Annotated in this window: 10 protein-coding genes; 7 read left to right on the top strand and 3 right to left on the bottom strand. The window is 65.4% G+C overall.

Annotated elements, in window-relative coordinates:
* Positions 1–51: 51 nt before the first annotated feature.
* The 5 genes from Pla108_RS20930 (at position 52) to Pla108_RS07765 (ending at position 2,951) form a co-directional block, all read left to right on the top strand.
* On the top strand, positions 52–228 hold the full coding sequence (locus Pla108_RS20930; RefSeq protein WP_197526342.1) for a hypothetical protein: 177 nt from the start codon (positions 52–54) through the stop codon (positions 226–228).
* 70 nt (positions 229–298) lie between these two features.
* On the top strand, positions 299–484 hold the full coding sequence (locus Pla108_RS07780; RefSeq protein ID WP_146444290.1) for a YqaE/Pmp3 family membrane protein: 186 nt from the start codon (positions 299–301) through the stop codon (positions 482–484).
* Positions 485–559: 75 nt separating this feature from the next.
* Positions 560–2,392 carry an alpha-amylase family glycosyl hydrolase gene (locus tag Pla108_RS07775; protein ID WP_146444289.1) on the top strand — a complete coding sequence of 611 codons (1,833 nt, stop codon included), beginning with the start codon at positions 560–562 and terminating at the stop codon, positions 2,390–2,392.
* A 129-nt stretch (positions 2,393–2,521) separates the two neighbouring features.
* Positions 2,522–2,683: a DUF3309 family protein gene (locus tag Pla108_RS07770; protein WP_146444288.1), complete on the top strand. Its 162-nt coding sequence runs from the start codon at positions 2,522–2,524 to the stop codon at positions 2,681–2,683.
* Between the two features lie 40 nt (positions 2,684–2,723).
* The gene (locus Pla108_RS07765) at positions 2,724–2,951 is read left to right on the top strand and encodes a hypothetical protein (protein WP_146444287.1); all 228 of its coding nucleotides are present in this window, start codon (positions 2,724–2,726) and stop codon (positions 2,949–2,951) included.
* 68 nt (positions 2,952–3,019) lie between these two features.
* Here Pla108_RS07765 and Pla108_RS07760 read toward each other — a convergent pair whose 3' ends face one another.
* Complete coding sequence (locus Pla108_RS07760) at positions 3,020–3,649, bottom strand: ANTAR domain-containing response regulator (protein ID WP_146444286.1); 630 nt, start codon at positions 3,647–3,649, stop codon at positions 3,020–3,022.
* Between the two features lie 215 nt (positions 3,650–3,864).
* Here Pla108_RS07760 and Pla108_RS07755 point away from each other — a divergent pair, with 215 nt between their 5' ends.
* Complete coding sequence (locus tag Pla108_RS07755) at positions 3,865–6,948, top strand: PAS domain S-box protein (RefSeq protein WP_197526341.1); 3,084 nt, start codon at positions 3,865–3,867, stop codon at positions 6,946–6,948.
* A gap of 17 nt (positions 6,949–6,965) precedes the next feature.
* Here Pla108_RS07755 and Pla108_RS07750 read toward each other — a convergent pair whose 3' ends face one another.
* Complete coding sequence (locus tag Pla108_RS07750) at positions 6,966–7,958, bottom strand: putative zinc-binding metallopeptidase (RefSeq protein ID WP_197526340.1); 993 nt, start codon at positions 7,956–7,958, stop codon at positions 6,966–6,968.
* Between the two features lie 221 nt (positions 7,959–8,179).
* On the opposite strand from Pla108_RS07750, the gene carA reads away from it, so the two are divergent.
* A complete protein-coding gene (carA, locus tag Pla108_RS07745; RefSeq protein WP_146444283.1) occupies positions 8,180–9,319 on the top strand; it encodes a glutamine-hydrolyzing carbamoyl-phosphate synthase small subunit in 1,140 nt (379 codons plus the stop codon).
* A 212-nt stretch (positions 9,320–9,531) separates the two neighbouring features.
* Here carA and carB read toward each other — a convergent pair whose 3' ends face one another.
* Positions 9,532–12,990: a carbamoyl-phosphate synthase large subunit gene (gene carB, locus Pla108_RS07740; protein WP_146444282.1), complete on the bottom strand. Its 3,459-nt coding sequence runs from the start codon at positions 12,988–12,990 to the stop codon at positions 9,532–9,534.
* Positions 12,991–13,170: the final 180 nt, after the last annotated feature.

Here is a 13,170-nt window from a genome sequence, read left to right as displayed (position 1 = left end):
GCGACACCGCGTTCACCCTTCACCCTTCACCCCAGCCTGCCATAGTCTGCCATGAAGACCATCACGTCTCGCCCGTCGGAACAAGCCGAAACGAAAGCCCGCGCCGCGAAGGTCCGCAATGGATGGACGGCGCGTGAGCGGGAGTCGCGGGCCGAGTTGGCCGAACGCCGCTTTCTCGAGCTCGTGATGCTCTGCTCTGGCGGCCCCAACGCGTGGAAGGCGGCCTAAACGCGTCGAGCAACTACGTCTGGTTGCTTTGAATTCTTTATTACGCCAAACCCCCTTACGGAGAAATAACATGGCTGCCCGAACTGGCCTCGAACTCGCCGATCCCGTCAAGCTCCTGATTGCGATCTTCCTGCCGCCGGTCGGCGTTGCGATGGAAGTCGGCCTTGGCGGGCAATTCTGGCTCAACTTGGTGCTCACGCTCTGCGGGTATGTTCCCGGCATCATTCACGCCGTCTGGATCATTCTCTCTCGCTGATTCCTACCGCAAGCAGCTGCGATCCTTAGGTTCTCATACCCGGCGATTTCAACAACGATTAAAAGGGATCCCTAGATGGCTCCAGCAGTCCTCCAAAAGCCGGCCGTCGATATCTCGACGCAACCGCTCGGCGCCACCATCGTCGATGGTGGCGTCGTCTTCCGGGTCTGGGCTCCGCATGCGGAGAAGGTCGCCGTGGTCGGCGATTTCAACCGCTGGGCCGAGACCGCGTCGCCCCTCGCTGCGAGTAAAGGGGGCGTCTGGGAAGCGTTCATCGAGAACGCCACCGCCGGGCAGGAGTACAAGTTCGCCATTTGGAACGGCGGCCAGAAACTCGAGCGGATCGATCCCTACGCCCGGGAGGTCACCAACTCGGTCGGCAACGCCGTCATCCACAACCCCGACTTCGATTGGGAGGGAGATGACTTTGAGCCTTCCGATCGGAACCGGCTGATCGTCTACGAGATGCACGTCGGCACGTTCAATCGCAAAGACGGTGAAGGGGTTGGCTCTTTCGCCAACACGATCGAGAAACTCGACTACCTCCAGTGGTTGGGCGTCAATGCGCTGGAAATCATGCCGTGCGCCGAATTCGCCGGCGACCTCTCGTGGGGCTACAACCCGGCCCACCTGTTCGCTGTCGAGAGCGCCTACGGCGGACCGGACGCGTTGAAGCAGCTCGTGAAAGAAGCGCATCGCCGCGGCATCGCCGTGCTGATGGATGTTGTCTACAACCACCTCGGACCGAGCGACCTTAGCCTCTGGCAATTCGATGGCTGGTCGGAAAACGGCAAGGGGGGTATCTACTTCTACAACGATCAACGGAGCAGCACCCCCTGGGGCGATACGCGTCCCGATTACGGCCGCGGGGAGGTGCGCCAGTACCTCTTCGACAACGCGATGATGTGGCTGGAAGACTATCACATGGATGGCCTCCGCTACGACATGACGCTCTACATGCGCTCGATCGACGGCGACGAGTCGAACGCGATCCCCGAAGGCTGGTCGATGGCGCAGTGGATCAACCGCGAGATCCACTCCCGCTACCCGCACAAGATCACGATCGCCGAAGACCTCCGCAATAACGACGCGATCACCAAGCCCGAGAAGTGGGGCGGCGCCAATTTCAGCGCGCAGTGGGACGCCGAGTTTGTCCACCCGATCCGCGCCGCCCTCACAGCGGTCAAGGACGAGTGGCGGTCGATGGAGGCGGTCCGCGACGCGATGACCCACCGGTACAACTACGACGCCTTCGAACGCGTGGTGTATACCGAGTCACACGACGAGGTCGCCAACGGCAAGGCCCGCGTGCCGAGTGAGGTCGATCCCAAGAACCCGTCGAGCTGGCCGGCTCGCAAGCGCTCGCTGCTCGGTATGTCGTTGGCGCTGACCTGCCCCGGCGTCCCGATGCTGTTCCAGGGCCAAGAGTTTCTGCGCACCGGTTGGTTCGACGACTCGCGTCCGATCGACTGGCGCCGCATCGACGAGGAACAGGGCGTCGTCCATGCGGTCCGCGACCTGGCCCGGCTGCGGCTCGACCGCGACGGCTTCACGTCGGGACTCACGGGTCAGCGGATCGAGGTCTGCCACGTCAACAATCAAGACAAGGTCATCGTCTTCCGCCGGTGGACCGACGGGGGGCCGGCCGACGACACGGTCTGCGTGGCCAACTTCTCGGCTAAAGCCTTCGAAGGGTACCGCTTCGGGATCGTCCGCGGCGGCGAGTGGAAGCTTCGATTCAACAGCGACGCCCCGTTCTACGACAACCCGGGTGAGGAGATCCCCGAGCGGACCGCCTTCCCTGACTCGTTCGCGACCGACGCAACCCCTTACGACGGGTTCCAGCAATCGGGCGCCGTGAACCTCCCCCCTTATTCACTGCTGGTTTACTCGCAAGACGCAGTCTGAGCGGGAGCGATGCAGCGGCGGCTTACTACGTGATGCCGAGTCGCCCTTGTGGCGTCGCGGGCGTGTCGAAATTTCGAAGGCGGCCGGGATCAATCCTCAAGTCGCCCTCACCATCGGGAGAAGACGACGATGTCTCCACTAGGTCTGCTCGCCGTCATCATGCTCGTGGCGCTATTGCTCGGCGCGTTGCCGGCCTGGCCGCACTCCAAGCGTTGGGGCTACACCCCCAGCGGCGGACTGGCGCTCGTCCTCGTGGTCCTGCTTGTGCTTGGCGTTATGGGCAAGCTCTGAGCCGGCTCCGCGAATCCTCTTACAAGAAGGCTAGAGTGCCATGTCGGAACTTTGGGGTTACTGCAAAGAGTGCAAATGGTGGCAGATCGAGCCCGGCGCCAGCCGGACCGATACGACCGGGGGCGTCTGCATCGATAACGTCTTGCAACGCTATCTCTTCCGGGTCAACGGAAACAGCGGTTGCAATCGGTTCGTGGAGGGCCCGTCGCCGCGACGCGATGGGTCGTCCGAGACGCCGCCCGACGAGGCGATCGTCATGGCCCAGTGACGCGTCGCAACGACTTCGTGCGGGAGGGAAACGTTCGTTGTGGAGAGAAACAGCGTCACGCCGTGTCCTTACTTACCGCACTTCCCTTCGTGAGCGTCGACGATTGCGGCGGCGACCTTCACCAACTTCTGGCGTTGGTCGGTGGCTTTCCGCTGAAGGATCGAGAACGCCTCGGCCTCGTCGATTTCGGCGTTCCCCATCAAGATGCCTTTGGCCCGTTCGATGATCTTGCGGTTGGTCAGCGCCTGCTTCAGGTCTTCGACCTCGTGTCGGAGCTGCTCGAATTGCTCGAACCGGCGAATCACGAGATAGATCGTCGGCTTGATCTGGTCGGCGTCGAGCGGTGTGACCAAGTAGGCCATGACGTGGTCTTGAAGTGACCGTTCAACGTCCGCCAGGGAGTCGCGGTCGGTGATGATAATCGCCGGCAGCGGTTCGACATGTCCGACCTCAACGAGCACGGGGACGGCGTCCCCGTCGGAGAGTTTGATGCCGCTGATCACGATGTCAGGACGCGTCTCCAAGCAGAGGCGGCGGAGGTCGTCGCAACTCTCGATTACATCCGACAGGTGGTAATCGGCCTCTTCAACGGCGTCCCGTACGGTTTTACAGACTTCGGGGTCGGTGTGAGCCAGTACGATTCTTATTTTGCTGTTCACGTACACTCGGTTCGGTAGGAAGTCGGTCCAGACAGCCACGGCGGGGTTCGTATCAATACGGTCGCGAGAATCGGCCTTCCGCCTCGATAGAGTTCGTATCCCCCGTAAATTCGGGGGGGATGCATCTTGACGTGCGGATCGCCGCTGTACAATTGACGTATTAGCGCAATCGCTCGCGGACACGCTTTTGGTCGGCCTATGACAGCCCGGCTGTTTTTCCTGTAACGGGGGAGCAGGCGGGTTTTTGCGATTAATTGTCCTTAACTAGCCAGCCCCGCTACGACACCCACGCCGCGTTGCCTACTCAGACCGCCCCCTCAACGAGCGCCGGAGCGGATAGAACCGTAGCCCCCCCGACCGCCGGGGGGGAACGCTGGTTCCTGGTCGCGGCGGCCCTTATTTGCCTGCTCGTGGCGGGCATCGCGCTAACGCTGGACAACATCCGGCGGCTGAACGACGACGCCGACTGGGTCGCCCATTCGCACGAAGTGATGGACGCCGTGGCGGGACTGCGGACTCGGCTCTACGAAGCGGAGGCGAGGCAACGGACGTTTCTGTTGACCGGCGCGGGAGACATCGATTCTGACCTCATCGGCGTCTTCAACGCGGCTCGCAACGAGATCCAGCGTTTCAAATCGCTCACCGTCGACAACGCGTCTCAGCAAGACCGTGTGGCGGCAATCTCCGACGACGTCGAGGCGCTGCAGGCCGCCCTGCGGGTCTCTCGTGACGAGGGCCGGGACTTGGGCGGCCTCGTCCCCGAGGCCGATCTCGCCGACGCCAACCGGCTCGCAGGCGCGATCGCCCTGCGTCTCCGCGAAGCCGACACCGAAGAGCGGTTGATCCTTCAATCCCGTATCAGGGCCCGCCGCGGTTCTTTCCGGAACGCCCTGGTTGTCGGTCTCTCGTCGGGCCTGCTAGCGGTCCTTGGGGTGATGGCGTTCCTGTGGGCGATCAACCGGAACCTGCGGATGAAGACCCGGGCCGCCGCCGCGGTCGCCCAGCAGCGGGAGCTCTACCGGGTGACGCTCGCCAGCATCGGCGACGCGACGATCACGACCGACCCCGACGGAATCGTCACGGGCATGAATGCGGTGGCCGAGAAGCTCACCGGGTGGCCGGTGGCCGACGCACTGACGCGGCCGCTGGACGAGGTGTTCGCGATTGTCGATGAGACGACTCGCGAGCCGATTGTCAGCCCGGCAAGGCGCGCCATCGAGGAAAGCCGGGTGGTCGATCTGGAGGTCAATGCGGTCTTGATCGCCCGCGACGGCACGGAGATCGCCATCGACGATAGCGCCGCGCCGATCCGTTCAACCTCCGGTGAGATCGAGGGGAGCGTCCTGGTCTTCCGCGACGTGCGGGAACGCCGCCAAGCCGAGATCGAGACGGGCGAGAATCTCGCCGCGGCTCGGGTGCTCGCCGCGATCGTCGAGTCGTCGAACACCGCCATCATCAGCAAGTCGCTCGACGGGGTCATCCGCAGCTGGAATAGCGCCGCGGAGCGGCTCTTCGGATACCCCCCCGAAGAAGCGATCGGCCAGCCGATTTATTTAATCGTCCCACCCGATAAGTTCTCTGAAGAGGCCCACATCCTCGCGTGTCTCCGCGCTGGGGAGCGGCTTGAGTACTTAGAGACGGAGCGGATGACGAAGGACGGAGAGCGGATCCAGGTTTCACTGACGGTGTCGCCGGTTTTCGACGACCACGGCCGGGTCATCGGGGCGTCGAAGATCGCCCGCGATATCACCGAGGAGAAGCGGTCCGAGCTCGCGCTGCTAGAGAGCGAGGACCGGTTCAGGACGCTCGCCGACAACATGTCGCAGCTGGCCTGGATGGCCGACCCGAAAGGGTCGCTCTTTTGGTACAACAAGCGCTGGTACGACTATACGGGGACCACCCTCGAAGAGATGCAGGGGTGGGGCTGGCGCGCCGTCCAACACCCCGATCACGTCGATCGCGTCGTCGAAAAGGTCCAGCGGCACTGGGACACCGGTGAGGTCTGGGAAGACACCTTCCCGCTCAAGAGCAAGGACGGCGAGTATCGCTGGTTCCTCTCCCGGGCGCTGCCGATCCGCAACGAAGCGGGCCAGATCGTCCGCTGGCTCGGCACCAACACCGACATCACCGAGCAACGAACGGCGGAACTGGCGCTGAAGGAAGCGGACGAACGGAAGAACGAGTTCCTCGCGATGCTCGCCCACGAGCTCCGCAACCCGCTCGCGCCGATCTGCTACGGGCTCGACCTCATCGCCCGCGAGCAGGCGTACGACGCCGAGCAGCTCGACGTGGTCCGCCACCAGGTCGATCAGATGGTCCGTCTGATTGACGACCTGCTCGACGTGTCGCGGATCATGCGGGGCAAGATCGAGCTCCGCCGATCGGTGCTCGACCTGACAGCCCTCGTCGAAAGGACGGCGGCCGGTGTCGAGGGGGTTGTCCGCCAACGGGACCAGGGACTCCGCGTGTCGGTTCCCGAGGGGCCTGTTTGGGTCAACGCCGATACGGTCCGGCTTTCGCAGGTGATCGGCAACCTGCTGAACAACGCGTCGAAGTACTCCAACAGCGGCGCCCAGATCGACCTCCGCCTCGAAGCGACCCCCGACAAAGCGGTCGTGAGCGTCACCGACAATGGGATCGGGATCGATGCCAACCTGCTGCCGCAGGTGTTCGATTTGTTCACCCAGGCCGACCACTCGATCGATCGATCGCAAGGGGGACTGGGCATCGGGCTGACGGTCGTCAAGCAACTCGTCGAGCTGCATCGGGGGACGGTGTCGGTCCACAGCGCCGGCACCGGCTTGGGATCGACGTTTACGGTCGAGATGCCTCTTTCCGAACCGAAGGGTGAGGAGGCAGCCGAGGCAGCCGCCGAACGCGTACCGACCCTGTCGCTCTCGCCCCTGCGGGTCCTCGTCGTCGACGACAACGTCGGCGCGACCTGGATGCTCACTAAGCTGATGGAGAAGCTCGGTGATCATGAGATCCGCTCCGCCCACGACGGCCCGTCGGCGCTGGAGAGGGCCATCGAGTGGCGCCCGCACGCCGCGCTGCTCGATATCGGCCTGCCCGGGATGGACGGGTTCGAGCTCGCCGCGGCGATCCGCGCCGACGACCGCGTCGCGTCGGCTTACCTCGTCGCTTTGACCGGCTACGGGCAGGAAGACGACCGCATCCGCTCGCAACAGGCGGGCTTCGACCGGCACCTCGTCAAGCCGGCCAGCGCGGACGACCTCGAGCAGTTCCTCCACGACGCCGCGGCCCACCTGGAGGCGCTTGGCGCCCCCGCCGACGCCACCCCGGGGTCCGACTCGCGCGAGGGTGTTGCCGGGGGCTAGAGCGATCTTCGTGCGACTCAGCCGACGGGCCGGCTGAGCAGCGAATCGATGTAGCGCAGCTTCTCCACCACCGGCGGGCTCACCACCTCGGGCAACGCGTCGGTGAGCCCCAGGCAGCGGTTGACCTCGTTCAGCCCAAAGCCCGCCTCGCTGTAATTGGCGAGGAGCGTGTCGCACGATTGCCGCCCCACGGGAGCGTTGTTCCGACCGAAGTGCTGGCCGACAGTCTCCACGACCGAACGCATGTCGAGATAGAAAGCCGCCGTTTCGGCGAAGTCCTCCCACGGGTGGCTCGACGCGTAGGCGCTGATGAAGTGCTCGGCCCAGTCGTCCGGCGGGCCTTGCTCGTAGTAGGCGGGCATGGCCTCGCTGTAGGACGGGTTGTTGTGGTCGCCGAACAGCCGCACGCATGCGGCTTCGTCTCGGCCCTGCACATGCGTCTGCCAGAGGTAGTGCGACGCCTCGTGGCGGAGGTGGCCGATGAGGGTCCGCTGCGGCTCGCCGAACTCTTGCCGTGCTTTCTCGCGGGCGACTGGATCGGCTTCGTCCAGGTTGATCGTCACGACGCCATTCTCGTGCCCCGTGATGACGTGTTCTTCGGGCGTGTCGGCGAGGAAGCGGAACGTCAAGTTCGGCTGGTTGATCTCCCAAGCGATCCCGAGTCGGTCGAGGTCGTAGATCAGCCGGCGCTTCGCCTCTTCGAGCAGCCGCCAGCGCGGGAGGTGCATCCCTTGCGACAGGTCGGGCAGGTCCGTGGTCGTGACGCACGACCGGCAGAGGTTGCCCTCCTTTCCGACCAAGGCGTTGCACGCCGACCAATTCACGGCCGAGACGCACGGGAAAACGACCACCCCACAGTCAGGATTGCCGCAGTGCTTGACGCCGTCGGCCACCTTCACGGAGGCGATGCGGCGGCAGCTGTCACACCAGCCGCAATCGAGGCCACAGGCCACGCAATGGGTGCTGTCGAAGAAGAGCGTCGCGCCGCAGTCGCATTGGTAGGTGAGCATGAAGGGTTCCGGCGAGGGGGTAGAAGTCGCGAAGGCGGTGCACTTAGCGTACCGTAAACCCGGCGTTAGCCCCGGGAGGCCGGCGCTAGCCTCCAGAGGATCGCCCCAGAGGACCGCCGCCGTGGGTTGAAGCGGTTGGCGGGGCCGCGGAGAATAGACCGGCTCGCCGCCGCCAGGGGGGCGAGCCGCCATCCGTCACTCGACCCTCAGCAGCTACTCCGATGCCTCAGCCCGCCAAACTCGCTCTGGAAGACGGCACGGTCTTCACCGGCAACTCGATCGGCGCCCCCGGCGAGACCGACGGCGAGGTCTGCTTCAACACCTCGATGACCGGCTACCAGGAGGTGCTGACCGACCCGAGCTACCACGGGCAGATCGTCACGATGACGTACCCGATGATCGGCAACTACGGCGCCTCGGACGCCGACGCCGAGAGCAGCAAGCCGCAGGTCGCCGGGTTCGTCGTCCGCGAAAACAGCCGCCTCGCCAGCAATTTCCGCAGCGAGCAGTCGCTGGGCGATTACCTCAAGCACCACGGCGTCGTGGCGATCGACGGCATCGACACCCGCGCCCTGGTCCGGCGGCTCCGCTCGACCGGCGCCCTGCGGGGGGTGCTCTCGACGACCGACCTCAATGACGATTCTTTGGTGGCCAAGGCGAAGGCGAGCCCCGGGCTCGTTGGCCGTGACCTCGTCAGCGAAGTCACCCCGCAGGAATCGCTCGCCTGGAGCCAGCCGCTGAGCGCCTGGACCAACCTCGACGGTTCGGGCGACTCGGCCAGCGGTGAAGGACCGCACGTCGTGGCGCTCGACTTCGGCATGAAGTGGAACATCCCCCGGCACTTCGCCGGCCGCGGCTGCCGTGTCACCGTGGTGCCCGGCGCGACGTCGGCGGCCGACATCCTGGCCCGCGAGCCGGACGGCGTCTTCCTCTCGAACGGCCCCGGCGACCCCGAGCCGGTCGGGTACGCCATCGGCACGGTCCGTGAGTTGGTTGGCCAGAAGCCGATCTTCGGCATTTGCCTGGGCCACCAGCTGCTGTCGCTCGCCTGTGGCGCCAAGACCTACAAGATGAAGTTCGGCCACCGCGGCGCCAACCACCCGGTGCAGGACCTCACCACCGGCAAGGTCGAGATCACCTGCCAGAACCACGGCTTTGCGGTCGACCCCGAGTCGCTGCCGGCCGAGCTCAAGGTGACGCACCGCAGCCTAAACGACGACTCGGTCGAGGGCGTCTCGCACACCGGTTCGGCCAAGGACGGCGCCCCGGCGTTCAGCGTGCAGTACCACCCCGAAGCGTCCGCCGGCCCGCACGACAGCCACTACCTTTTCGAGCGATTCATGGCGGCGATCCGCGGCTGAGCGTTCAAAAAAGGCGAGCCGGGAGCGTAAGCGACCGGAGGGATCCGCAAATGGGCGCGAATAGTTTTAGAGCCCACGAATCGCACGAATCTTCACGAATAAGAACCTCACTGATTCGTGCTTATTCGTGCGATTCGTGGGCCAGCTTTCTTTTTATCAATCGCGCCCATTCGCGGTTCCCTCCGGTCGCTGACGCTCGCGGCTCGCCAGGGCTATTGGCTGAACCGCTCTTGCAGGCTCTCGACCTGCATCTCACTGCTGGCGAGCGTTTCCATCGCCGTGACGGCGGCCTCGGCGGCTTCGATCGTCGTGAGCACCGGCACGCCGGCCGAGGTGGCGGCGGCGCGGATCTTCCCTTCGTCGGTGCGGGCGCCCTTGCCGATCGGCGTGTTCATCACCAGGGCGACGTTTTCTTCCGCCAGATAATCGAGCAGGTTCGGCCGGCCCTGCGTCAGCTTGTTGACGCGCGTCGCCGTGACGCCGATCGCGGCGAGGGCGTCGCAGGTGCCGGGCGTGGCGAGGATCCCATAGCCACGGGCGAAGAGGCGCTTGGCCAGCTCGATGCCGCGCTGTTTGTGCCGCGGGGCGAACGACAAGAAGACGTTCCCTTGGAGCGGCAGCACCGTGCCGGCGGCCAGCTGGCTCTTGGCGAAGGCCATCGCGAAGCTGGGGCTGATCCCCATCACCTCGCCGGTCGAACGCATCTCGGGGCCGAGGACGATGTCGATGCCGCGGAACTTGACGAACGGGAAGACCGCCTCCTTGACCGAGACGTGCTGCGGCTTGGGGTCCTCGGTGACGCCTTGCTCCTTGAGCGACACGCCCGCCATCACCTTGGCGGCGATCTTCGCCACCGGCATGCCGGTCGCCTTGGCGACGAACGGCACGGTGCGGCTCGCCCGCGGGTTCACCTCGATGAGGTACAGCACCGGATTCGTCCAGACGGTTGTCGACGATGACGCCGGATCGCATTCATCAACGACCGCAAACTGCACGTTCATCAAACCGCGGACGCCGAGCTCGCGGGCGAGCTTATCGGTCGCTTCGCGGATCTCCGCCTGCATGGCGGCCGTCAGGCTGTAGGCGGGGATCGCACAAGCCGAGTCGCCGGAGTGGACGCCCGCCTCCTCGATGTGCTCCATGATGCCGGGGACGATGACCGTCTCGCCGTCACAGATGGCGTCGACATCGACTTCGGTGGCGCTTTCGAGGAAGCAATCGATCAGCACCGGCTGCCCCTGGGCGGCGATGAACGCCGCCGCGACGTAGCGGTCGAGCTGTGACTTGTCGTAGCAGATCTCCATCGCTCGGCCGCCGAGCACGAAGCTCGGCCGCACCAGCACCGGGAAGCCAATCCGCTCGGCGATCTCGCGCGCCTGGGCCGGCGTGCGGGCGATGCCGCTGTCGGGCTGCCGGAGGCCAAGGCGGTCGACCAGGGCGGAAAATTTCTCGCGGTCCTCGGCCGCCTCGATGGCGTCGACCGCCGTGCCAATGATCGGCAGGCCGGCGTCTTGCAGCGCGCGGGCCAGGTTCAGCGGCGTCTGCCCGCCGAACTGCACGATGACGCCGTCCGCCTCGACCCGCTCGCAGACGTTCATCACGTCCTCGACGGTGAGCGGCTCGAAGAACAAGAGGTCGCTCGTGTCGTAGTCGGTGCTGACCGTCTCGGGGTTCGAGTTGACCATCACCGACTCGATGCCGAGCTCACGCAACGCGTAGCTGGCGTGGCAGCAGCAGTAGTCGAACTCGATCCCCTGGCCGATCCGGTTGGGGCCGCCGCCCAAAATGACCACACGCTTGGTCGGCGAGCCGGCCACGTTCGTGGTCGGTGTACTACCCGGCTTCGTTGTTGTGGCGGGTTCCACCCCCGACTGACGTCGAGGGCTCGCCGGGGCGTTCTTCGCCGGCGTCTCGTCCTCGGTCCCCCAGTAGGTCGAGTAGAAGTAGGGCGTCTGCGCCTCGAACTCTGCGGCGCAGGTGTCGACCGACTTGTAGACCGGCTTGACGCCGCGCGCCTCGCGGTCGCGGCGGACCTCCATCTCACTACGGCCGAAGATCGTCGCTAGCTGGCGATCCGAGAAACCGTAGCGTTTGGCTTTCCAAAGCAATGAGTCGCTCAGCGCGCCGAGCGATGGCGAGCCGGCCACGTTCGTGGTCGGTGGTTGCGACGCCCCACCCCCGACTGACGTCGGGGGCTCGCCAGTTGCCGCGGCGCGCAGCTCCTCCTCGGTCTCGACGATCTGCTGCAGCTGGTCGAGGAACCACGGGTCGATCTTCGTGAGTTGGAAGATCTCTCCGGCGGTCATGCCGCTCTTAAACGCGTAGCGGAGGTGCCAGACCCGCTCGGCGGTGGGGACGGTGAGCTTCGCCTCGATCTCGTCGGCGCTCGGGCGGTCGGCGCCCGGCTCGCCGTTGGGGCCGTACCAGAGGTCCTTCGTGTCGCAGCCGAAGCCGAACGCCCCGACCTCGAGGCCCCGCAGGGCTTTCTGAAAACTCTCTTTGAACGTGCCGCCGATCGCCATCGTCTCGCCGACGCTCTTCATCTGCGTGGTGAGCGTGGCGTCCGCCTCGGGGAACTTCTCGAACGCGAACCGCGGGATCTTCGTGACGACGTAATCGATCGACGGCTCGAAGCAGGCGGTCGTCACGCGCGTGATGTCGTTGGGCAACTCGTGCAGCCGATACCCGATGGCGAGCTTCGCGGCGATCTTGGCGATCGGGAAACCGGTCGCCTTCGACGCCAGCGCCGAAGAACGGCTCACCCGTGGGTTCATCTCGATCACGATCATCCGGCCGTCGTCCGGGTTGATCGCGAACTGGATGTTCGAGCCGCCGGTCTCGACGCCGATCTCGCGGATCACCGCCAGCGAGGCGTCGCGCATCCGCTGGTACTCCTTGTCGGAGAGCGTCTGTGCGGGGGCGACCGTGATCGAGTCGCCGGTGTGGACCCCCATCGGGTCGAAGTTCTCGATCGCGCAGATGATGACGACGTTGTCGTCCGCGTCGCGCATCACCTCCATCTCGTACTCTTTCCAGCCGATGATCGACTCCTCGACCAGCACCTCGCTGGTGGGCGACGCCTCGAGGCCGTTGCGCACCAGCTGCTCGTACTCGGCCCGGTTGTAGGCGATCGACGAGCCGCTGCCCCCCATCGTGAAGCTCGGCCGCACCACCGCCGGCAGGCCGATCGTCTCCAGCACCTCGCGCGCGCGGTCGACCGTCGTGACGGTCTCGCCGCGGCAGACGTCGAGGCCGATCTTGCCCATCGCCGCCTTGAAGCGCTCGCGGCTCTCGGCCTTGTCGATGACGTCGGCCTTGGCGGCGATCATCTCGACGCCGTGCTTCGCGAGCACGCCGTGGTGGTCGAGGGCCATCGCCAGATTGAGCGCCGTCTGCCCGCCGAGGGTCGGCAGCAGGGCGTCGGGCTTCTCGCGCTCGATGATCTTCTCGACGACTTCCCAGGTGAGAGGCTCGATATAGGTCCGGTCCGCCATCGACGGGTCGGTCATGATCGTGGCCGGGTTGGAGTTCACCAACACGACCTCGTAGCCCTCCTCACGGAGCGCCTTACAAGCCTGGGCGCCGGAATAGTCGAACTCGCAAGCCTGACCGATGACGATCGGCCCGGAGCCCAGGAGGAGGATCTTGTGGATGTCGTCGCGGCGAGGCATCGGCGGGCGGGTCGCTAAGCAGAGGGATTTTTGGAGGCGGCGTTCACCCCGCGCTGGGGGCGGGCGACCGCCTGTGCGAATCGACCGGGAACGGCCAAACCGGCCTAAAATACCACGCCAAGCGGAGGACCGGCACGGGGGGCACGGCCTCGATTTCGCGGCGTAGTCGTCTCGCCAACG

It is taken from the genome of Botrimarina colliarenosi (assembly GCF_007859955.1).
Taxonomy (GTDB): Bacteria; Planctomycetota; Planctomycetia; order Pirellulales; family Lacipirellulaceae; genus Botrimarina; species Botrimarina colliarenosi.
This window is presented reverse-complemented; position numbering and strand designations above follow the sequence as displayed.